Here is a 23,522-nt window from a genome sequence, read left to right on the forward strand (position 1 = left end):
GCAAATATCATCTGAAACACACAAGAAACCCGCCTAGTGCGGGTTTTTTGTTGCCTGCGATTTTTCGGTCTACCGAGGCGATTCAACATCGCCCCAAAGCATCGATCACCCTCCTCCACATCAGCGCCTTCCGCCCCTCACATGACCGGCCAGCCACTCGACCGGCAGACGCATAGCCCGTCACTGACTCACTCCAACAAAAACACCATCAGGGGATTGTCGTTCAAGCGCCCCTCAAAGCTTGGCGCCAGATGCTCCAGGGGCGTGCCCTTGAGCAGCGCGGTTTCTTTGCGCGCGACGATGACCCACGCCGGGCGGGGCAGAGTGTCCAGCCGCGCGACGTCGGCGCCACCGACAAACAATGGCTGCTCGTCATGCTCCAGATTCATCATGTAGCGCACCGCCCAGGTGTCCCGGCCGAGATTCACAAATACCAGCGGCCCCGGTTGCGCCACGCGCAGGGCTTCCACCTGGCTGACAAACTGGCGGGTGTCGAATTGCAAGTCCTTGGCGGGCTCCACTACCGTCACCAGCACCAGCCACTGCGCCGCCAGTGCGAACACGCTGAGCCACACCAGCCGGCCTGCTCGCCGCCAGGCAAGCAGCGCCGCGACTTGCAGGATCACCAACCCACCGATCAACAACGGCAGCGAGACACCAGGCCAGTAACCGTGTTTCTGCCAACTATGCCGACAGACAAACACGACAACCACGCACAACGCCGGCAGCGCCGCGAAAAGCCCCTCGTAGCATCGGCGCACGCCAATCAGCCATCCTTGCGCCTGGAGCAGCCCATAGGCGGCGACAGCGGCAAACATCGGCACCATTGGCAGGATGTAATAAGCGCGCTTGAAGTGCGGCACCGACAACCCGAGCAGGATCATCAAGCCGCAGGCGCCGAGCCGCACGACCAATTGCACATCATCGTCGAAGCAATGCGCCCAGCGCTGGCGCAGGGCAACCAGTGTGGCCAGCGCCAGGGGCACCACGGGGAAATAGCGGTACAGGCTCAGCTGGAAGTAAAAATAGAACGGCTCACCGGTTTCATCGAGGCGCCCACCCACCTGCATCTTGAACACCTCATCGGCAAACGCATCGCCGCCACTCAAGCGCGCGAGCTTGACCAGCAGCCACCAACAGGCCGCCAGCAACACCAGCCCGACGATGCCGTGAATCAACACCTGCTTGACCCGCTCTCCAGGCCGGGCCAGTGCCCAGTACACGCACACCACGCCACAGACTTCGATCAAGCCCAGCGGGCCGCGAATCGCAAAGCCGAGGATGAACAACGGGAACACGGCGAGTTGGCGCCACCGCGAGCCGAGGCGCTCGCCGCTGTGCAGCAGGTAGAAACTGCCCAGGCACAACAGCGCGACCATTTGGTCCAGGCACACCGAGCGCGACTTTTCCAGCAACTGGGTCGTCAGCAGGGTCAACAGCACGGTAAGCAGCGCCCAGCTGCGACCATACGGCACCAGCAGGCGATAGATCAGCGCCACCACCCCGGCCGAGGCCAGCGCGGTCGGCAGGATATTCGCCAGATGGTTAGGCGCGCCGAACAACCGGGCGAAGACAAAACTAAAGAACGTCGCGGTGCCGGGATAGTCCGCGTAGGGCTGCCCGTAGGTCGTGGGGAAAAGACTCGCGCCATGGCGAAACATTTCCTGCAGGAAAAGCGCCCAACGTCCGTCAAACCCTTGCGGCTGCTGATCCCAGATGCCCAGGGTAAACAGCAACAAGGCAAGCAGGAAAATGCCCAGGGATTCCATGCGAAAACGGTTGCGATGATCCATCAGTAGACCTGTCAGGTAGGGAGCGCCAACCTATGTTGCCGAGCGAGCCCCTGAATAGCGCCTGAACAAACCTGAACATTTGCGCTTTTACCGACCTGCGGGCCACACCGCTTTGGGAATCAGCCTAACGTAAATCAGCTCACCCACCAGTTCGACCAGGGTTTGCAGGATGACCGCCGTCGCCGCCAGCCCTCTTACGTCTTCCGGCAAGGCCAGCGCCAGCGGCAGCACCACCAGCGAATTACGCGTCGATGCACTGAAGGTCACCGCCCGCGCCGTTGCCGCCGGCAGCGCGAACAGCCGCGCCGCCAGCGCGCCCATCAGCGGGGCCAGTACCAGGAAGCCGATATACACCGGGATCACCGGCAGCAGCAGGCTGATGTCGCGCACCACCGAGGTGATTTGCGAACCGATCACCACAAACAGCACCGCTGCCATCGCCGGCACCGGCAGCCACGCCCAGGCGCTGTTCCAGGCATTGATGAGCGCCGACCTGCGCGCCAGCGACGTCGTGATCACCGCGAGCACCATCGGCAGCACAATCAACCACAGGAACGCCTCGATAAACGGCCCCGCCGCCACCACGACCTCGGACTGCGCGCCCAGCATGAAACCCAGGTACAGCGGCAACAGCAGCAACTGCAGCAGCAACAGCACCGGCGTCGCCGCCAGCATCAATCGCGCATCACCTTTGCCGATGTGGGTGAACACCACCACGTAGTCGATACACGGCGTGAGCAACACCAGCAAGGCGCCCACCAGCAACGCCGGGCGCTCCACCAGGCCACGCGTCAACGCCCACACCAGCAACGGCACCAGGATGAAATTGGCCAGCAGCAGCGCCGCGAGGAAGCGCCTGTTGCCCAGGCCCTGGCGCAGATCCAGAAAAGGGATTTGCAGGAACATGGCGTACATCAAGACCGCGATGGCAGGCGTGACCAACGCACCCAACCCATGCCCCCAGGACGGCGCAAGCAGGCCGAAGGCGACGGCCAGAATGACGGCGACGAAGTAGACCGGGATCTGGTTGTGCTCGAGGGTGTCGCGGGTCATGGACTGACTCCGGTTGATCAAAAGTTCGTAAGCCTAAGCACCCCAGGGGATAAGGTCGAGCATCGCAATAATTCCTGCGCCTGCGCCGGGAAAAATTTGTTAATTTCGGCTGACTATAAAAGCGCATGGGCCTTCCAGCCCACATCGAAGCGCAAGGATCGAGTCGACCTATGAACCTGCCCACCCGACCTGCCCCAGAAGCATTCCGCGAGCCCGCTGCCGACGGTTACCCTCTCGGCGGCTTCAGCTGGCGCCACGTCCGAACCGACCTGGCGCGCCCCGCCGTGATCATCAACGCCGCCACCTCGGTGCGCTGCCGCCATTACTCACGCTTCGCCGACTACCTGTTTGCCCACGGCTTCGACGTGATTACCTACGACTACCGAGGCATCGGCGAATCCCGCAGCGGTTCATTGCGCGGCTTCAAGGCCTCGTGGTCGGATTGGGGCGCGCTGGATTTCGAGGCGATCCTGCGGCGGGCGCAGCGGGAGTTTCCGGGCCAGCCGATTGATGTGGTCGGCCACAGCTTCGGCGGTTGTGCGGCAGGGCTCGCCGCCTCAGGGGCGGTGATCCGGCGGATCGTCACGGTGGGCGCGCAGTTCGCCTACTGGCGCGATTACCAGGCGAGCGGGCGCTGGCGGATGTTTGCCAAGTGGCATGTAGTGATGCCACTGGTCACGGCGCTGTGCGGGTACTTCCCGGGCAAGCGACTGGGCTGGCTGGAGGACACGCCGGCAGGCGTGGTACGCGACTGGAGCACGCCGACACCGAGATACGAAAAGCGGCCCAGCGGTCGCGCGCTGGCGGGCTTGCCGTTCAGTCGTGTGAGCGCGCAGATCCTGGCGATCAGCATCACCGATGATCCGTTTGGCACAGTGCCGGCGATTGAGCGATTACTGGGCTATTTCGACGGCAGTGAACGCACTCACCTGCGGATTGCGCCTGAAGATATCGGCGAAAAACAGGTCGGACATTTCGCGTTCTTTCGCAGCGAGTATCAGGATCGGCTGTGGCCGATTGCATTGGCGTGGCTGCAAAACGGCGAATTAACCGCAGATACCCTTGGGATTTCCCCCAACCTGCGCTTCAATACTCATCCCAGATCCTCAGGACGTTGAGCCCATGGCCTCGCCAAACAAGCAGCAAAAACGCGCCCAACGGGCAAAGGCCAAGGCCAAGCAGAACCGTACCCAGCGCGCCGTCGCGAGCAAGCCGGATGCGTTTGCCGGCGATGACAGCCGCATTGACCTTGAATCGGTGGATTTGACCGCGCTGTTCGTCGAGATGCGCACAGCCGGCGAGATCAGCCAGCAGGCATTGTGTGCCGTGTTCCTGGCGCACCCGTTGCTGGCGCTGGTGCTGGAGCAGGAAGGCGAAGAGGAAGCCACCGACTTCATCCTGGCGGCACTGATCGAATATCGGCAGTGGGCCACGGATACCGATGATGAAGCGGCTGCGCTGGCGTGGATCGAATCGCCGCAGTTCCAGGCAGATTACCTCGCGGCCTCGCGGGCACTGACCCAACTCTGACGCTGTAGAAGCCGGCTTGCCGGCGATGGGGCCCTTGAAGACGCCATCGCCGGCAAGCCGGCTCCTACAGGCATTCGTGCAACCTAGCTAAGTGCTGCAGCGCCTACCCGCTGGGCCTTGCGACGGCTCGACACAAACAGCCCCGCCACGACCACCAGCAAGCTGAGGATACCAGTCGCGATGATCTCGACCCGGTGCGCTTCCTGGAACAGCATGATGGTCAGCGTGCCCACGATGAAGACCATCACTGCGTAGGTCAGGCCTGGGAACAGCCACATCTTGAACACAATCTTCTCGCCCGCCGCCGTGCGCTTCTGGCGCATGCGCAGTTGCGATACCGCAATCACCAGGTACACCAGCAACGCGATGGCACCGGAACTGGCCAGCAGGAATTCGAACACCGCTGCCGGGGCCACGTAGTTGGCAAACACTGCCAGGAACGCCGCGCCGGTCGACAGCAACACTGCCCAGTAAGGCGTGCCGCTCTTGTTGGTGCGCTTGGCGACTGCCGGTGCATCACCGCGACGACCCAGCGAGAACAGCATGCGCGAAGCGGTGTACAGCGCCGAGTTCAGGCAACTGGTCACAGCGACCAAGACCACCAGGTCGACGATCAGCTTGGCATTCGGGATGCCCATGCGTTCCAGCACGGTCTGGTAGGAACCTACGGCAGCCAGGGTCGGATCGTTCCATGGCACCAGCGACACTACGATGAAGATCGACAACAGGTAGAACAAACCAATCCGCCAGATGACCGAGTTGGTGGCCTTGGTGATTTGCTGGCCTGGGTTCTTCGATTCGGCGGCGGCGATGGTAACGATCTCGGTGCCCATGAAGGAGAACATGGTGGTCAGGATCGCAGCCAGGACAGCGCCCATGCCGTTGGGCATAAAGCCTTGGGTGTCGAACAGGTGTGAAACGCCGCTGACCTGGCTGGTCGGCAGGAAGCCGAAAATCGCCGCGAGGCCGAGGATCACAAAGCCCACGATCGCCACGACTTTAATCAACGCAAACCAGAACTCGAACTCACCGTAGTTCTTCACGCTGAACAGGTTGGTCGCCGTCAGCAGCAAAGTGATGATCAGCGTAAAGGCCCAGATGGCCACATCCGGGAACCATGCATGCAGGATGGTCGCGGCGGCGTTGGCCTCCAAGGGGATGACCAATACCCAGAACCACCAGTACAGCCAGCCGATGGTGAAACCGGCCCAATGGCCGATCGCGCGGTCGGCGTAGGTGGAGAACGAACCGGTGTCAGGCGAGGCCACGGCCATTTCGGCGAGCATGCGCATCACCAATACCACCAGCGTCCCCGCAGCGGCGTAGGCCAGCAGTACAGCAGGGCCGGCGGCAGCAATCGCGTGGCCGGAGCCGACAAACAAACCGGCACCGATGACGCCGGCAATCGACAGCATGGTGACGTGACGCGGTTTGAGCCCCTGTTCGAGGTCATTGGAGCTTTGCGTACTACTCATTGACACACCTTTACGAGGAATTGCGAAAACGGTCCGCCCGGCCTGAAATCTTTCTCGTGAAAAGAAACCAACAGGGCGTTCTTTATTTTTTACGCAAGATTTGCGCCAAAATGTTACAAGGCCGCGGTTGACGCGGGCTGTAGGACGATTCAACAGCAATCGCAAGTCATTGAGAACAATGGCATTCCGCTATAGCGTTACCGTGCGACTCACTTCCAAGGCCACCCAGCGCACCAAAAACACACACAAAAAGTACGTGACGCTCCATAAAAGGGCTGATAAGCACCGTTTGCCCGGTTAACCCTTCCAACACCCGCCCAAAGCTGGCACCATCGCGCCCTTTTTTACGCGAAGCCTGCGGTTTTACAGGTTCAAACGGTTGTTCGGTTGTTGATGGCGCGACACGCTGCTGTGCCGATGCGACACCCTGCCGCACACCGCCTGTTTACCGCTGGCCGCGCTGTTGGCTGCCATCAAGGCGCTATGCTAGCTTGGCGCCTCGCCAGGAAGGCGGCCCAACAGCAGGAACGCAATGAACACAATGAGGACCGCACATGGCCGAGGCCGCGCCCGCGCTTGAAATCCGCAACTTGCATAAACGCTATGGTGAGCTGGAGGTACTTAAAGGTATCTCGCTGACCGCTCGCGACGGCGACGTGATCTCGATCCTGGGTTCCTCCGGTTCCGGCAAGTCCACGTTCCTGCGTTGCATCAACCTGCTGGAAAACCCGCACCAGGGCCAAATCCTGGTCGCCGGCGAAGAGCTCAAGCTCAAGGCCGCGAAAAACGGCGAGCTGATGGCCGCCGACGGCAAGCAGATCAATCGCCTGCGCAGCGAAATCGGTTTTGTGTTTCAAAACTTTAACCTGTGGCCGCACATGAGCATCCTCGACAACATCATCGAGGCACCCCGCCGTGTGCTCGGCCAAAGCAAGGCCGAGGCGATCGAAGTCGCCGAAGCCTTGCTGGCCAAGGTCGGCATCAGCGACAAGCGCCACGCCTACCCCGCGCAATTGTCCGGCGGCCAGCAACAACGGGCGGCCATCGCGCGCACCCTGGCGATGCAGCCCAAAGTCATCCTGTTCGATGAGCCTACATCCGCGCTTGACCCGGAAATGGTCCAGGAAGTACTTAATGTGATCCGCGCGCTGGCCGAAGAAGGCCGCACCATGCTGCTGGTCACCCATGAGATGGGCTTCGCCCGCCAGGTGTCCAGTGAAGTGGTGTTCCTGCACCAGGGCCTGGTCGAAGAGCAAGGATCGCCACAGCAGGTATTTGAAAACCCGCTTTCGGCGCGCTGCAAACAATTCATGTCCAGCAACCGCTAACGGAGCAACATGCATGCAGAACTATAAAAAATTCCTTCTGGCCGCGGCCGTCTCGATGGCGTTCAGCGCCACGGCCATGGCAGAAACCTTGAAAATGGGGATCGAAGCGGCCTACCCGCCCTTCAACAATAAAGACGCCAGCGGCAACGTGGTCGGCTTCGACAAAGACATCGGCGACGCCCTGTGCGCCAAGATGAAAGTCGAAAAGTGCGAAGTGTATGTGTCCGACTGGGACGGCATCATCCCGGCCCTGAACGCCAAGAAGTTCGACTTCCTGGTGTCCTCGCTGTCGATCACCGATGAGCGCAAGCAGGCCGTCGACTTCACCGACCCGTACTATTCCAACAAGCTGCAGTTCATCGCCCCTAAAGCCACGACGGACTTCAAGACCGACGCCGCTTACCTGAAGGGCAAGGTCATCGGTGCACAACGCGCGACGTTGGCCGGTACCTACCTGGAAGACAAACTGCCGGAAACCACCGCCAAGCTCTATGACACCCAGGAAAACGCCTACCTCGACCTGACGTCCGGCCGCCTCGACGGGATGCTCGCCGACAAGTACGTGCAGTACGAATGGCTCAAGAGCAAAGACGGTTCCGCCTATGAGTTCAAGGGCGACCCGGTGGTAGAAAGCGACAAGATCGGTATCGCCGTGCGCAAGGGCGACCCGCTGCGCGAGCGCCTGAACAAAGCCCTGGCCGAGATCAAGGCTGACGGCACCTACAAGAAGATCAACGACAAGTACTTCCCGTTCAGCATCGAATGATCTGAATGGCCTGACCGGCGCGCCCCCTCGGGCGCGCCGGCTTTCAGCAATGCCTGCCGCGATATGAAAACACCATGAATTTCGATCTCTACGGATTCGGCCCGGCGCTCGCCGCTGGCGCGCTGATGACCGTCAAACTGGCGCTCACGGCCCTGTGCCTGGGGCTGGTGCTCGGCCTCGCCGGCGCCTTGGCCAAGACGTCCCCGTACAAGCCGCTGCAATGGCTTGGCGGTGCTTACTCGACCATCGTTCGCGGTATTCCCGAGTTGTTGTGGGTACTGCTGATTTATTTCGGCACGGTCAACCTGATGCGTGCCCTGGGGGAGTTCTTTGGCAACCCCGACCTTTCTTTAAGTGCCTTTGCTGCCGGGGTCATTGCCCTGGGCCTGTGCTTTGGTGCCTACGCCACGGAAGTATTCCGTGGCGCGATCCTCGCCATTCCCAAGGGCCACCGCGAAGCCGGTGTGGCATTGGGGCTGTCGAAGTTTCGCATCTTCACTCGCCTGATCATGCCGCAGATGTGGCGCATCGCTTTGCCGGGCCTGGGCAACCTGTTCATGATCCTGATGAAGGACACCGCGCTTGTGTCGGTGATCGGCCTTGAAGAAATCATGCGCCACGCGCAGATCGGCGTGACCGTGACCAAGCAGCCATTCACCTTCTTCATGGTGGCTGCCTTCATGTACCTGGGCCTCACCGTCCTGGCCATGACCGGCATGCACTTCCTGGAAAAACGCGCCGCCCGCGGCTTTGCAAGGAGCACCCAATGAGCGGCGACTACAGCTGGCTGGCGCATTTCGACCTGGGCCTGAACTGGGCCGTGATCATCAAGTGGCTGCCCAAATTGGCCCAGGGCGCGACCCTGACTCTGGAGCTGGTGGCCATTGCCGTGATCGCCGGCCTGCTGCTGGCGATCCCCCTGGGGATCGCCCGTTCCTCGCGCCGCTGGTATGTCAGCGCCCTGCCCTACGCCTATATTTTCTTCTTCCGTGGCACGCCATTGCTGGTGCAGCTGTTCCTGGTCTACTACGGCCTGGCGCAGTTCGACGCGGTGCGCAACAGCTTCATGTGGCCGTACCTGCGCGATCCGTTCTGGTGCGCCACGGCGACCATGACCCTGCACACCGCCGCCTATATCGCCGAGATCCTGCGCGGCGCGATCCAGGCCATCCCGCCCGGCGAGATCGAAGCCGCGCGCGCCCTGGGCATGTCCAAGCCGAAGACGCTGTTCTACATCATCCTGCCCCGCGCCTCGCGCATCGGCCTGCCGGCCTACAGCAACGAAGTGATCCTGATGCTCAAGGCCAGCGCCCTGGCCAGCACCGTGACCCTGCTGGAACTGACCGGCATGGCACGCACCATCATTGCCCGCACGTACTTGCCGGTGGAAATCTTCTTCGCTGCCGGCCTGTTCTACCTGCTGATGGCCTACATCCTGGTACGGGGCTTCAAGCTGCTCGAACGCTGGCTGCGCGTCGATGCTTGCCAGGGACGTTGAGACACGCTTCGCGGCGCTGGATGCGTTTCTGATCGAGCACCAGGGGCTGTGGAAACCACGCCCCTTCACGCATCGCCAGCTAGCCTGGGAAACCCGGCATCCCGACCTCGCCCAGTGGCTGCGTCAACGTTCGCTGGCCGATGCCGAAGCCAGTCACAACCATCCCCACGACCTGGCCGCGCCTGCGCCTTTTCCACAGTTCGCCGAGCAAGCCCTGCAACTCAGCGCTGTGGATAAGTTGCCGACGCAGCCCCTGCACCCCGCCCGCCAGCGCCTGAACGTCGACGTGCCGGGCCGCAAGTGGGAACAAATCGAAGCCTTCGGCGCTGCGCTGCCGTTTGCACAAACACCCCGGCACTGGCTGGACTGGTGTGCAGGCAAGGGCCACCTGGGTCGTCGCCTGCTGCAAACAGGCCAAACATTGACCTGCCTGGAATACAACCCGGCACTGATCGCCGCCGGCCAAGCCTTGAGCGAGCATCACCGCTTGCCGGTCACCCATCGCCTGCAAGATGTGATGGCCGACGTGGCTATCGGCCCCGAACACACGCCCGTCGCCCTGCACGCCTGTGGCGACCTGCATGTGCGCCTGCTGCACCTGGCCAGCGCCGCCGGCTGCAAACAGCTGGCGCTGGCGCCGTGTTGCTACAACCGCATCAACGCCGACACCTACCAACCGCTGTCCACCGCAGGCCGTGCATCGCGCCTGCGGCTGTCGATCGATGACCTTGGCCTGCCGCTGAGCGAAACCGTTACCGCAGGCAAACGCGTGCGCTTGCAGCGGGACACGTCCATGGCCCGACGCCTGGGGTTCGATCACTTGCAACGCGAGCTACGAGGCCACGACGACTACCTGCCCACGCCGTCCCTGCCCGCCAGTTGGCTGGACAAACCCTTCGCGGACTATTGCCGGGAGCTGGCAAGCCGCAAAGGGTTATCCACAGGTGAGCAGGATTGGGTGGCGTTGGAGGCATATGGCTGGCGCCGTCTGGCCGAGGTCAGGAACCTGGAATTGGTACGTGGTCTGTTTCGGCGCCCGCTGGAGGTCTGGCTGGTGCTGGATCGGGCATTGTTTCTAAGTGAAAACGGCTACACGGTCGAAGTAGGCAGCTTCTGCGAACCGACCCTGACGCCGCGCAACTTGATGGTGCTCGCCGAGCGCGATTAAGGGGCGAAATTGTCGCACCCCAACCTGTGGATAACTCTGTTGATGAATTCTTTACGGAGCCCGTAGCCATCTGCGCTACAGGCCGAAAGCCGCGCTGGTCATTTTTTGTTCACAAAATAAAACACACGTAAAACAGGCAGTTGCGGCGTGATGAGAACGGCTCCACAAAATGGCTGTTTCGTGACAACTCAGTCCAACCGATTGTGCATAAGCATCTGCTGTTACGCGTATAAACCGCTATTCACAGGTGTTTTCTGCGTGCGATCAGCAGCCGGCAAAGCGCATCGATATCGTCACCCGCGAGGCTCAACGCCTGGCTGTCCAAGGGATCCGTGCCAAACGCCAGCGCCTCACTGATCGCTAAATCGTGGTGCACCTCCAATGGCTCCTTCGTACCGAGGCGCTGCCTGAATGCCTCAACCATATCCAGGCTGAAGGCATTGTCCTCATCGAGCTGATTGATCACAAAGTGAACATGCGGTGGCCGCTCGCGCTCAAGGTGCGGCGCCATCAAGGCATCGAGTTGATCCAGGGTGCCCAAGGAAGCGGCATCGGCCTGGGTAATCACCAACACCACATCGGCGACACTCAAGGCTTGATGAAAATAGACGTTATTGCCGGCAGGGGTATCGATGATCACCGTGTCGCGGGCACTCAGGTCCAGCGCTGCCAGGCGCTGAGCCAGCCATTGCGGCTCATGCTTGAGCCAGCGCTGGAGGTCGTCCTGCTGGCGAATATCGGTGTCGCCAAAGGTGATCACGCGACTGCCGACAAAACCCGGCTGCTGGAGGGTTTCCCAACGTGCGTTGCGCAGGCTGGCGCGACCAATCCCGGGCGAGGCGCGGCTGACACCGAAGTGCAGTCGCAATGCATCCTGGGGGTCCAGATCCACCGCCACCACTGACTCACCCAGGCGCTGCAAACCGCTGCTCAACGCCGTGGCCAGGGTGCTTCGCCCCACGCCGCCATTGACCGAAACCAACGCCACCACACACGGACGCCGCTCGGCCTTGTCCACCGGCAGGCAATGCTCATTGGCGCTGGGAGTCTGAGGGGGAAACGGGGTGCCATCATCCACGGGGATGCTGCCGAAAAAGTGCAGCCGCGCATTCAGCCCACGGGCGTCGCGACTGACATCTTTGCCAAGCAAGGCAAGAAGACCATCGGTAAAACTCATAGCGCGTTCCTCGTCACGGCGAAGTTTAAAGACGTGAAAAGGTCAGCTGATACGACTGCTTACCGCAGGTCTTTTTCTGGTCGCCCTAGTCCGTGCAGTCTGCTTCAAGCGCATAAAAGTGTCATTATTTTGATGCCCTGGCTGGCTATTTTTTAGACAAACGGCAAGTCGTCAATTTAATGACCGTCAACGCGCCTGTCATAGGGGTTTTCAATCGATTTGCTGCATTAGACGAGGACGGGCCCCATAACCAGATTCCAGTGCGGGGGCATAGATAATTCCTTGCTGACTGTGCAAATAGAAGCCATTGCAGTGGGCAAAATAACCAGCCAGGCAAAAAAACTGCAATTGCGCAAAAATAGTCAGAATTCAGGGGTTTACAGAACCCCTCCAATCGCTATAATCGTCGCCCTAACACGCCGGTATAGCTCAGTTGGTAGAGCAACTGACTTGTAATCAGTAGGTCCCGGGTTCGACTCCTGGTGCCGGCACCATACGCAGTACCAGAAAAGGCTCACCGAAAGGTGGGCCTTTTTTGTGCGCGCTAGATTTTTGTAGGAGCTGCCGAAAGCTGGGAAGGCGTCATCCAACACAAGAACAACAAGCCCCCGGACCTACTTCACTCCGTAGGAGCCGGGCTTGCTCGCGATAGCGATCTCAAGCAATCGAGCAACAACAGGCATGAACGTCGTTACAGCTTCCAGTCAGGCGCATTTAATCCATCCGTTAAATCTCACTACTGGAGTCGCCTGCGAGCAGCGACGCATCAACCGAACAGCATGCGCTGCCAATGGTTTTCACCCACAATGGCTATCGGCGCTCCCGCATCGCGGAGCTCCACCGCCTTCATGATCTTGGTGCCGTAAGTGCTGTGACGCCATTGCTCGTTGCCGACGCTACCAACGACCAAATAATGCACTTTCTTACTAACCCCTCCACCAATCAGCGCCCCACGCGCCTCTATCAACGCCTGGCAATCCTTGCGAGGCCCATACGCCATGATCCCTGTGAAAACGAACATCTTGCCGTCCCAGATCAGATCAGGCGCAGGTGCGTTGAAAGGCAAATCGTTAGGCGCGACAAAACCCAGATCAACACCCTCCGGTTTTTCTATCGGCAAGCCAGAGAAACTGTGCAAAAGACTAAGCAGCTCTTGGGATTCGTCAGCGTCCAAAACGTTGTCTTGAAGCATTCTCGATAACCGGGAGTACAGAAGATTTATCACCGGATCATCAAGATGAACCAGATTGGTGTCCAGCCACTGCTTTAGAAACAAGGCCTCGCCAGTGGTTACCGAACCGTCAGCTGTCAAACCAGCGGCTAAGCCGACCAGTGCATCGGCAGAGCGGCGGTCGATTCGCGCGCTATGAAAGAATTTACTTTTTTCGAACTCGTTATGTAGATCCATTACTAACCCTTCCTTATGAGCGTCATACGGTTGGTGACTCGATCGATACTAGGCTAGAGACATCACCCACTGAAAGGCCGTTGTAACGACGACGCGCCTTCAATCATCACCATGGCCTGGTGCAACTTCTGAACATTCAGAATTCTCTGGGTGATGGATGCCGACTCATCCCTCCACCCTCCCCGGTCATACCACAAAGCAAACACAGCCTATGGAGTGAGAAAGCGGCGATCCGTCCTGCCCGTGAAACAACCACCTAGGCATAATAGAAAACCGCATGATCATTGCTCGCACGGTCACAGCGATGTGATAGATGCCTACTTTTACCAGTGTGCCCAATGCGGCAACTCATACCCCTTTATAGCTGCCCTGTAGCAATTTATCCGCTTGGCCATTTCTTGCGCCAACCTGCGCCCGTCTCTCTCTCCTGGAAAGAGACGAGCGCTCATACTGCTGCTGCAACCCAACTCGTAGAAGGCTTTGCGGCATTCCCCCTCGTGACAATCGGCGTGACAAACACCGAAGTCACCCGCAACAGCGATGCAGATGCTGGTGCCGCAGCCTACGGAATGGACTGCACCTGACTGACAGTCAGGCATGCCCCGGTAATCGCATCACTGCCTTCACGCGACTCAGGATCTCGTGGCGCCGGTCTCGTCAGCCAGTGCGGCCTCCACCCGCCCACTTCTTCAGAAGTGTTCAGGAGGCCAGATCATGAGATGCCCAAGCTCCCGCTCGTAAAGAGCCGCCAGTTCCGCGTTAGTGGATAACCCTCACAGATCGCAGGGGCCTTAATCCCTGATAACACTCAACATTCTTGGCGGGATGACGTGGGGGGAAGGCTTAAAGGGGCTTGGCTACGAGAGGAGTTTGATGATGGTGTTGGTGGGTAAACGAGATGGCCGGAATTTTCGCTATTGCCTGCAGTTAAGTTACGCCGGGCCGCAAGAGCTACATGATCTATTTGGCGGCGGGCATTACGGCACGGTCAAAGGGCACAGTGATCGATGGCGGGCGTTCGTGCGGTGGTGTCGTTCAGACAAAGGGCCAGGCTTCAACGATGCGCGTCAGATAGATCAGAAAACGTTGCTCGACTATGCCAAGTATCTGCGTCACCTCGTTGACTGCGGCGATCTGGCCATCGCCACCGCACAAAACCGATTGTCTAGCGTAAACCGAACCATGGCGGCGCTTCGCGGAGATCAGCATGTAAAGGTGCCGAGTCCGAGCAAGGCGTGGGGATTGCAGCGCACCAGCGTACGAATAGCAGCTCCGCAAGGTCAGGATTGGGAAGAAGTTATACGGATCGTCCACACGCTCTGCGAGCGGTATCCACGGGCCGCCGCAATTACGTATTTGGCACGAGCTGCCGGAATGCGTATGCGCGAAGCTATCTTGGCTGATCTTCCGCGCCTAAATCGTGAGGCTGAATGCTACGGCAAAATCAACATCCAGGATGGCATCAAAGGTGGCCGCTCAGGGGGCATCAGCACCTCGCTGGGTCGAGGTAGAAAAACACGTAAGCGCTGCGCTCAAGTTTGCCAAACAGGTATCCCCCATAGGTAGCCGCAACCTGCTCGCACCAGACGAAAGCTACTTCAGTTTTCAACAAAAAATCGTTCTCCCCACACGTGACATCCTTCAAGCACTAGGTCTGAAAGGGTTCCATGAATTGCGCGCAGCATACGCTTGCGAACGCTATTTGCAGATCACAAACCACCTAGCGCCCATCAACGGAGGAAGATGCTACCAACTCGACCAGCACCTAGACCAAGAGGCAAGAGCAAAAATCACTAATGAGTTGGGACACCGTCGTATCGATGTGGTGTCGGCTTACATAGGAGGCCGAAAATGAGCAAGCCTTTCGATATGGAGCTTTTCCTAAGCGGTGCCGGCAAAGGTTCTCAATGTACTCGCAACAGGCATTTACGGCAGGCCAGAATAATTCAAGCTCGAATTGATGAGCGCTGGAGACGCTCCTCCCCATGGAATTGGAAGTCGAAAGACCTGCATTGGTTTCTAAACTGCTACCTAGCAGAGTGTGCTCCAGTGACCCGCTACCGTTACCTGCTGACAGCGCGCCTGATCTGTCGCCGCTTAGGACATGCTTGGGTGGCCGCACCTCAGATTGACCAATTTAGATCTGGAGCAAGCAGGCACCTTGCTAATCCACCTCAGCGAAAAGTAGATACTCGAAACATAACAGACCTTGCCTCAAACTTAGATTAAGCTTAGCTCAGCCAATCCTAGATTCATCGGTGGCTGGGCGATCGCTGCCCGAAACAGCTAGACACCTAACGCTGGAAGAAAGCTAAGAATCTCATCTCCAGCGCTTCAGTAACTTGGCATAAAAGGGAAGTGGAATGGCAGGGGTAAATATTGAAAAGCTACTGCAAAGCGTTGAAATTGACAAAATCGCAGAACGCCTTGGAATGGAGTTACGCAATCAATCGAGCACAATCAAAACCACGCTTTGCCCTTTTCATGATGACAAATCCCCCTCATTACAAATTGACACAAGTAGAAGTCATGGACGCCAACATTACCACTGCTACGCTTGCGGAGCACACGGCGACGTAATAGATTTGATCAAAGGTAGTTTACAAGTAGATTTCAAGCAGGCCGTCGACTGGTTAGACCCTGACGCCTATAAAAGCTCATCCCGCACCACGGATAAAACTAGATCTGCCGCAAGCACAAAGGACAACACGTCAGGACTGGATCAAGGGCTTAAGCTTTACCAATCATGCAATGATTTAGAACGCCTAAAATCATGGGCCAAAGCAAGAAACTACCCGGTGGAAGTATTAAAAGATGCTGGCTTCACTTATGCCCCAAAGCTTGCGATATCCAAAACTTTATCCACGATGCCATTTTCAACTAGCCGAGAGATTATCGGGGAATTAGAGGATGCACACTTAATTCGAAAGGTTGTACCTGATATCGGAAGCAGCAGTTTCCATCTAGCACTTAGTGAAGACCCTAGGTATACAGATTTCTTCGTTGGCGACCGCATTGTCTTCCCTATCCGAGACCAGCAAAAAAAAGTAGTCGGGATAGTTGGTCGCGCGACAAGCGACCAAGGCGCAAAATATTTATTTTCTAAAAACTTCCCAAAGTCTAAAGTTTTTTATCGTGCCGACCGGGCTTTTGCAAAAATAAAAGCCCTCGCCAAACAACATGAAAGTGAACTACGGCTCTACATCTGCGAAGGTTTTCTTGATACGTTACGGCTTGAGAGCCTCGGATTCGCAGCAGTCGGCGCTATGGGAAGCTCCATCAGCAAAGAGCAAATTGATTTAATAAAAACATTAAATGATTCCCTGCCCAAACAATCCTCCCTAAAAGTCTGCGTATGCTTTGATCGAGACGAAGCGGGGTTAAAGGGTGCGTCAGACACTATTCTTCGCTTGCTTACGGCACACCTAGATCCTATTTTTGTCTGGCCAACGCTAAGTAGACTAATGAGGTCAGCAGCCTCCATAGAGAAGACAAAAGACCCTGATGAGTACCTGTCAAAATTAACCCGAGAAAAAGCTGTAGAACTACTTATAGAGTCTGAGCATGGCCCGGCAATAGCTGTATTAGCCAACCAATTCAGCATAAACGCTGACGAGCTCCTGGAAAGCGAAAGCTGGGCACAGGCAACTAGCTCTAGAAAATATAGATCGTTCGACAAAGCTCGACGCGAGCTCGCCAAAGTATCTGAAATAGACTCAGTGGAGCTGAAAAAGCTTCTCTCTAACAGCGCAGGAAATTATGACGATCCTGCAGCCCAAGAGTGGTTGAGTTTTATTGAATCGCTATCGAATGAAAAAGATTATTCATTCGAGACATTTCTGACTAATACAGAAGCACGATTAAACCACTCGAGGCTTCTTGGCTACATGGGTTCTCGGAGAGGTGAGCTTCCTTGCGATGAGCCAAGGTGGGAGAGGCTCGACATTGCTGCTACAGCGTTCAATCTGCTTTTGCAAGAGCGTCTAGCATCAGGAATAAGATCTCCCATAGGGGCTTATGAGGCAGTATGGGTGCCGAGGTCATTCGGCGGTAAAGAGTATCGATTAAAAGTAATGCCCCAGCCCGAGGACCTTATTGTACAACAATACATTCTCAACGAAATTTTAACCGAGCGCTGGGACAATAAATCTGCAAAGGGGATTCAATTTAGCCAATTCATTCCCGCAGTGAGATACTACCGCGAGGGACGGAAGACAATTACAACCGGGTTTTACTCCGACTCTAGCAACTCACCTTCGGTAGTACTCGATAGTGAAACTCTAAGCTACGCATATCAGTTAGATATGGATATTATTGAAGGGAGACAACCAGCTACCGATCAAGGAATGTTCCGTCCATTCCATGAGTGCTGGCGTGACTTTATGCAGTCAACGAAGAAACAGGCCGCAGCTATCGGATACGTCTATACCATTAGACTAGACGTTGCACGCTACTATGACCGTTTACGTCGGCACACTGTAAGAGATAGTATCCAGCCTTTTCTCAGGAGGGCACTAGAGTCAATCCCCGATGATACACCTGAGTTTGCAGAACTATTAAAACTGACCAATACAGATCAAAGTGCCGCACACAAATCTACCGCTATAGTAGAAGCACTTAGCAACTTAATATTTGGATATCCATACTTTAACCCAGGAAATTCAAGTATTGAAACTAGCGATTCTTTAAGGGGCATTCCTCAGGGCCCCGTTGTTTCGGCCTGGATTGGTTCTATCGCGCTATTCCCGGTTGATCAAGAAGCAAAAAAACTTATGGACCATTACAACTGTAATGGCCAAATACGTGTTGGGTACGCCCGATACGTAGATGACATTGTGCTACTTGCGGACTCAGCATCCTTGCTGGAAGAAATCAGAGAAGCGATTGATCGAACGACACGTAGTCTCGAACTGACTTTGGTTGCCAAGGCAGAAGACATCCCACCAATGTCGGCAAAAGAATTTTCTGACTACGCAAACCAAGGTAGAGCACTAGAAGGCTCAGGGCCTGCTTGGGAGCCTCCAATTCTAGGAGACGATGATTCTAGCTGGGAGCTTTGGTCAAACGCACCATTAACAGATAGGCAATCAGCTCTCCAACTACTATCAAATTCTGATCTATATAGGCAAAGTCCAGATATTATTCTCAGGACTGTTAAAACTGCGTTTCTTGCAGTGGATTTGAGAGCCTCAGAGTTACCGAAAGGTGCAAGGTTAATATGGTATGCGGCTGCAGCGGAATACTGCAATGAAGATTCCGGCAGAGTTCTGGATGGAGAAGACGCGTGGTTACGCTTTGAAAAGTCCTGGGATAATTGCGTTAGTACCGCAGGCTGGAGTCTTGACGGAGAAGTTAACTCATGGGAGTCACCTATACTTTTCGCTCTGGAGGGATTAGAAAAGCTTATAGACTATAAAAATAGTGATATTTCCGGACATTTAAAGAAAGAAAATTTACAGAGACGGGAGCGAATTACCTGTCTCGCAAAAGCAATTTTAAACCCTGAGTTCAAAAGTTACGCATTAAAAAAAGGTGGCAATTTAAAGCGTCAAATATCACGACGTCTAGACCTGCTTATCTGGAAAGCTGAAAAAGCAACAGACAGCACAGCCACAGACATAAGAATGTTCGCCGAAAGCCCCTCCCATGTACAAGAGTGGATGCCTTTTGAATGGTTGCATGGGGCTATAGAGCGACTAGCACTAGCAGATCTATTCTCCGACACTGACCCTCTCAGCATTTATATTCAACCATATCAGTATATCCGCAGCTCAAAGTCTAACCAGCTATCGATCTCAAAGGCCTTCTTCAGAAACTTACTTCCATCAAATAATAGAGCATCTACCTCCCAATCCATAGAAGCACCAGTTTTATCTCGGGAGCTTGATACAGACCTAATAGGCAGGGCAGTCCAAACCTTAGCAGCCGCGACACCCAAATCAAAAATCATTGAGATTTTATCAACGCGTCAACATCTCCTGGGAGATCTAAAAGGGCAAGAGATCATTGTAATCCCTCCCTTACCAGGTATAGCGCAGCAAAGGATGCTAGTCTGTACGAAAATAGAGTCAAGCGAAGACAATCTTATCAGCATCCATGACCTACAGGCTTATGGCATATTCACCCAGAAAGAAAATAGCCAACCAATTATTTTCGGGGAAAGCTCTGGACATGTTTCACAGGTAGCTCTAAATTGGGTAGCAGAAAGTACACCAAGTGCTAGTTTAGAAAAGCTTAGAGCAAGCGTACCGATCGGACTAGATCTTCAGATCAAAGCAAAGCCCCCTTTTAAAACGTTGAATGTCACAGCAAAGCTTCTAAAAGAAGTAGCTTTTTTATATCGATCTCTTGCTCGCGTTATGATGGGGTACGAATCACAGCATGAGGGACTAGAATTAGTCCCAGCCTGGCCCTATATAGCCACGACAAAGAATAGCTCAGAAATAGTTCTACTCTGTGAAGGCGTACCAAAGGGCACGGTAGCAAACAGAGCATTTGTTAGAGATGGAGAGCGTGCTTTAAGAAGCATAGAAATACCAATATATGAAGCATATCTTTGGCGAATAGGCATTGCACTAACTGACTACTTCGGCTTTTATGACGATATCGCTAAATTTAGCTCCTCAGAAGCTGAGGTTCCATCGGACGATTCAACATACTCCGATCCTGCAAGGTATATTCTCCGAAGCCAGCTTCGTAAGCTTCGAGGGGCCTTCGCAGACTCTCAAATTGGGCGTCGTGTATCTGGTTTCAGCAGTCTCCCCGCAAGCGTCGAGCGCGCGCTAGAGCTACTAGAACAATTTCCTGCAGACCAAAATGACTCGGCTATTCAACTGAAGCATTTGCTCGCTACTGAATCAGAAACGGTCGCAATGCGTATTAGATACGCCGAGGAAGGGAGAAATATACCTGCGACTATTTTCCTTAGAAATATAGCAAATAGTGTAATTACTAAAATACCATTGAGCATTGGCAGCAAATTATCGAGCCATCCCCTCGACACTAATGATCTTCGTCGGGATTTCGCCGGTGTATTTACTTTTTCAAAAACCATCTGGGCCATGAATTCGGAGTTTCCAGATGCGCAGTCTCTTGCGTGGAACTCCTTCTGTTCAGGTGTAATGTGCAGCGCAATATCTGTCGCATTGTTAGGCATGATTGCTAGCTTAAGAAGCCATGGCGATTTCTCCGAGTATTACGGTAATGACTTCCCACCCGAATGGGGGATCCCCACTTCAGACCACGCAGATGTCCTCGCTGATGTAGGCAAGCTGAAGGAGACTGAGAGCGAAGCATGGACGGCAAGCGACAAACTTAGTCTATTAGAACTAACTCGCCGATTAGTATCTTGCTTGGGGCATCGCATACGGATTCCTGAAAATGGCGACCCTATATTATCCGAGGAGACAATCGGAATACTTAAGGATCTTTCTATTGCACTGTACAAGTCAGAAGTTCCTCATATCGAAGAAAACGAGGACACTCCTTGGCCCTTCTTAAATATTACAAAAACATCCCTAAACACTCTCAATATAAACCTAGTTGAAAAAACCAAATCTCTAATGACTAGGCTAGACCGCGAACTTGGATTAACCGTAATCCTTGTGCAAGATCAGTCATATGGCCTTAACTTACCAGAGAGGCGATTTACCGATTCAAAAAGTAGAACATGGGATATCCAACAGTGGATGTTTTCACAATTCCCAATGCGCACTAGGCATCTTGAAGAAATAAAAGATGGAGGTCGCGTCCTTCGTGTTTGGTCAGAGGTTTATGACAACAGCACTGATCGGCTGCTTTCAATATCTTCGTTGGGCGAGCCATTTGCATCAATTGCGTTCAAGAATAATGTACAGATTCTCGATAGCTTAAACTCTGATTTACAAACTTCTGTATCTAAGATAGATAACCCTGCATCACCAGCATCACTAGCATTCGACACTCAAGTCCCGGCTCACGTATTGCAAGATACCGTCTCGAATGATCCTATACAAAATGCTCCTCAAGCAGAGGCAGTACCCACTGCAGCATTGACCAGCAGTAATACCAAGGAGCCATCAACTCCTCATGATCAACTAACGCCGCGCGCATTTCACTTAAGACAAATGGATGAGTGGAACAAACGTAAGGAAACAAAAAATCATGGCCATGTTCGAGTTGCACTCCTCCAATGGAAATTAGACATGAGCTATGCGCACCCGATGGTAGAGGTGTGCCCTAGACTATGGCCGCTCAATTCTAAAGCAAAAAAAGCTGCTATATCCTTCTTGCAAAATTCTTCTAATAAGACATACAAGCTCCTCATTAAATCCACAGAAAAATCTGGCGTTGAGCATAACTGGACTATCGATGGTGAAAAACTTGCCAGCTGGGCGGAATATCGACGCCGGAAGATATTAAGCAGTGCTATAAATTGCTGCGATAAATTTGGCGTTGATCTGTTAGTCCTTCCTGAGTATTCGGTGAGAGCTGAGACCGTCGAATGGTTAAAGACTGTATTAATGGGCAAATCTGTCGCAGTTTTAGCTGGAACGTACAAAGAATTTGAGACCAAAAACTCAAAATCCCTTCTAAGCGCAAAGCTAAATCTTCTATGGCCATTCCCCAAAGATGCAATACAAGATATTGAGGAATTTTCAACACCTCGGAATCAGACTATTCAGTCTGCGAGCGATGAAGCTCAAAAAGGTTACGTACTAAACTGGTCTCGGCAGAAAAAATATCGATCGGTTGGTTTAAATGAATTTATCCGCCCTAGCACTGGATTACTTAAGCCGCTGTTCTCACCGGATGAAATTTTTGACGTAATGAAGGACCAATATAAGCGGACACTTAGCACGAGAGATATCGTTAAGTTACTAGCAAGCACCGCCCTGCCGCTTAAGCATTTCATGGAATTAATCTGCTCAGAGATTTTTTTAGTTACCAGCCCTTCAAATTACCTTCAAATGGCAAGTGACTACAAAGCAATGAGAAGGCGTTTTTCAGAGCCAGCGTCTGATGATGAAACACTTAAGGATATTGAGAGGATAGCGGATGCACTTGCAATCAATGGTGATGGCCATCTTGGGCAGCGCAGATCTATCCTAATTGTTCCTTCGGCAACTACCCGTACAGCTGACTACTGGATCGCGGGGCAAGCCGGACTACTTTCATCAGGTATAACTACTGTATTCTGCAATGGTACTGGAAACGAACTCCATGGCGGTAGTTGCTTCATAGGCCGAGAAAGCTGGAAAGACGCTAGCGCTGTTGTGGGTTACATAAGTACAAGCACCCCATATTGTGGTTGGTCGAAAGGCATTTATTATAATAGCAAAAATGATCCTTTGAGCCCCACTGATCAAGCTATGGTGATTGCTGATATTGATCCATATCACATGATAGAAGGCAAGCCTCGTCCACAGATGCTTCCTATACCGCTACAGTTGGTAGCGTACTTGCCCATTGCGGAAATAGCGGATACAGAAAACCTTAGCCACCAGCTATATATAAACCTCCCCATAACCGATCAAGATAACGCACCATTTGGCTATGATAGTGACGACCACAAGCTAAAAAACGCGAGCAAATTTTGGGCCGATGTCAATCTGGTCGATAGGGACCCTAAGGCAAATTTTTCGAGACTGTGTGATTACTTCTCCAATCCAAAAGTCTTGCAAAGTAGGGCAGAGTCTCTTTGGAACCACGGCCTTCAGCAGCCAAATGCATCATCAACATCCAAGGGGCTTTTAAGCGGCCCGGCGCTATATGATTGGCTTGATATAGATCTATCACTAAGCAAAGATGAAAAGCTGCCGTTAATATCGGTCCCTATGTGGGCTCCCCCACTATAAAACTGATAACACCTTCGAGGTCTGCGTTTGAAGTTCGAAGCATCAAACGCAGATCAGAAACCCAAGCATCGTCATCATCTGCGATCAAACTCGAAGAAGTACAATTCGGCCCGCTGCCAGTTTCAAATTACTTGGAGAAGCCGTTTACGATGCAAATATGTATAAAGATAATTTTAGAGGTAGAAAACTCTGTCCTCGGTAAAAAATATATAATAAACAGATGATTACGATCTACATCGACTCCTGGTGCCCCACCATACGCAGTACCAGAAAAGGCTCACCGAAAGGTGGGCCTTTTTTGTGCGCTCTCGATTTTTGTAGGATCTCCCAAAAGCTGGGAAGGCGTCATCCAACACAAGAAAAACAAACCCCGGACCTACCTCACTCCGTAGGAGCCGAGCTTGCTCGCGATAGCGATCTCAAGCAATCGAGCAACAACAGCCACGAACGTCGTTACAGCTCCCAGTCAGGCACATTTAATCCACCCATT

General features: G+C 54.5%; 13 protein-coding genes, 1 tRNA gene and 2 pseudogenes. 11 read left to right on the top strand and 5 right to left on the bottom strand.

Features of this window, described 5'->3' with window-relative positions; all coding sequences use genetic code 11:
• Window positions 1-188: 188 nt before the first annotated feature.
• Both AC07OJ_RS19855 and AC07OJ_RS19860 read right to left on the bottom strand, forming a co-directional pair.
• Window positions 189-1,793: an ArnT family glycosyltransferase gene (locus AC07OJ_RS19855; RefSeq protein ID WP_495095022.1), complete on the bottom strand. Its 1,605-nt coding sequence runs from the start codon at window positions 1,791-1,793 to the stop codon at window positions 189-191.
• A gap of 87 nt (window positions 1,794-1,880) precedes the next feature.
• The gene (locus AC07OJ_RS19860; protein ID WP_495095023.1) at window positions 1,881-2,846 is read right to left on the bottom strand and encodes an arsenic resistance protein; all 966 of its coding nucleotides are present in this window, start codon (window positions 2,844-2,846) and stop codon (window positions 1,881-1,883) included.
• A gap of 170 nt (window positions 2,847-3,016) precedes the next feature.
• Here AC07OJ_RS19860 and AC07OJ_RS19865 point away from each other — a divergent pair, with 170 nt between their 5' ends.
• Entirely contained in the window at window positions 3,017-3,964 is a 948-nt protein-coding gene (locus AC07OJ_RS19865) for an alpha/beta hydrolase family protein (protein WP_106805408.1), read from the top strand.
• Between the two features lie 4 nt (window positions 3,965-3,968).
• Complete coding sequence (locus tag AC07OJ_RS19870; RefSeq protein WP_495095024.1) at window positions 3,969-4,376, top strand: hypothetical protein; 408 nt, start codon at window positions 3,969-3,971, stop codon at window positions 4,374-4,376.
• An 83-nt stretch (window positions 4,377-4,459) separates the two neighbouring features.
• Here AC07OJ_RS19870 and gabP read toward each other — a convergent pair whose 3' ends face one another.
• Window positions 4,460-5,851: a GABA permease gene (gene gabP / locus AC07OJ_RS19875; RefSeq protein WP_065899768.1), complete on the bottom strand. Its 1,392-nt coding sequence runs from the start codon at window positions 5,849-5,851 to the stop codon at window positions 4,460-4,462.
• Window positions 5,852-6,405: 554 nt separating this feature from the next.
• Here gabP and AC07OJ_RS19880 point away from each other — a divergent pair.
• The 5 genes from AC07OJ_RS19880 to AC07OJ_RS19900 all read left to right on the top strand — a co-directional run bounded on the left by AC07OJ_RS19880 (window position 6,406) and on the right by AC07OJ_RS19900 (window position 10,611).
• A complete protein-coding gene (locus tag AC07OJ_RS19880) occupies window positions 6,406-7,179 on the top strand; it encodes an ABC transporter ATP-binding protein (RefSeq protein WP_017138656.1) in 774 nt (257 codons plus the stop codon).
• Between the two features lie 13 nt (window positions 7,180-7,192).
• The gene (locus AC07OJ_RS19885) at window positions 7,193-7,945 is read left to right on the top strand and encodes an ABC transporter substrate-binding protein (RefSeq protein ID WP_065899767.1); all 753 of its coding nucleotides are present in this window, start codon (window positions 7,193-7,195) and stop codon (window positions 7,943-7,945) included.
• A gap of 74 nt (window positions 7,946-8,019) precedes the next feature.
• Window positions 8,020-8,715 carry an ABC transporter permease gene (locus AC07OJ_RS19890; RefSeq protein WP_053253867.1) on the top strand — a complete coding sequence of 232 codons (696 nt, stop codon included), beginning with the start codon at window positions 8,020-8,022 and terminating at the stop codon, window positions 8,713-8,715.
• A 38-nt stretch (window positions 8,716-8,753) separates the two neighbouring features.
• Window positions 8,754-9,443 carry an ABC transporter permease gene (locus AC07OJ_RS19895; RefSeq protein ID WP_058422651.1) on the top strand — a complete coding sequence of 230 codons (690 nt, stop codon included), beginning with the start codon at window positions 8,754-8,756 and terminating at the stop codon, window positions 9,441-9,443.
• Entirely contained in the window at window positions 9,424-10,611 is a 1,188-nt protein-coding gene (locus tag AC07OJ_RS19900; protein ID WP_495095025.1) for a methyltransferase, read from the top strand. Before AC07OJ_RS19895 ends, AC07OJ_RS19900 begins: the two co-directional genes overlap by 20 nt.
• Window positions 10,612-10,852: 241 nt before the next feature.
• Here the strand turns inward: AC07OJ_RS19900 and bcsQ are convergent, their stop codons facing one another.
• Complete coding sequence (gene bcsQ / locus AC07OJ_RS19905; RefSeq protein ID WP_201143357.1) at window positions 10,853-11,788, bottom strand: cellulose biosynthesis protein BcsQ; 936 nt, start codon at window positions 11,786-11,788, stop codon at window positions 10,853-10,855.
• A gap of 418 nt (window positions 11,789-12,206) precedes the next feature.
• On the opposite strand from bcsQ, the gene AC07OJ_RS19910 reads away from it, so the two are divergent.
• Window positions 12,207-12,282 (top strand) — tRNA-Thr (locus AC07OJ_RS19910).
• Window positions 12,283-12,554: 272 nt separating this feature from the next.
• Here the strand turns inward: AC07OJ_RS19910 and AC07OJ_RS19915 are convergent.
• Window positions 12,555-13,196, bottom strand: a complete 642-nt coding sequence (locus tag AC07OJ_RS19915; RefSeq protein ID WP_495095026.1) for a BRCT domain-containing protein — start codon at window positions 13,194-13,196, stop codon at window positions 12,555-12,557.
• 876 nt (window positions 13,197-14,072) lie between these two features.
• Between AC07OJ_RS19915 and AC07OJ_RS19920 the strand changes: the two are divergent.
• The 3 genes and pseudogenes from AC07OJ_RS19920 to AC07OJ_RS19930 all read left to right on the top strand — a co-directional run bounded on the left by AC07OJ_RS19920 (window position 14,073) and on the right by AC07OJ_RS19930 (window position 23,032).
• Window positions 14,073-15,051: pseudogene (locus tag AC07OJ_RS19920) on the top strand (site-specific integrase).
• Between the two features lie 508 nt (window positions 15,052-15,559).
• Window positions 15,560-15,823 (top strand): annotated as a pseudogene (locus AC07OJ_RS19925) (CHC2 zinc finger domain-containing protein); the annotation flags it as partial.
• A 171-nt stretch (window positions 15,824-15,994) separates the two neighbouring features.
• The gene (locus tag AC07OJ_RS19930; protein WP_495095093.1) at window positions 15,995-23,032 is read left to right on the top strand and encodes a toprim domain-containing protein; all 7,038 of its coding nucleotides are present in this window, start codon (window positions 15,995-15,997) and stop codon (window positions 23,030-23,032) included.
• The last annotated feature ends 490 nt before the right edge of the window (window positions 23,033-23,522 follow it).

This window comes from Pseudomonas sp. GW821-FHT09C08 (assembly GCF_059418125.1).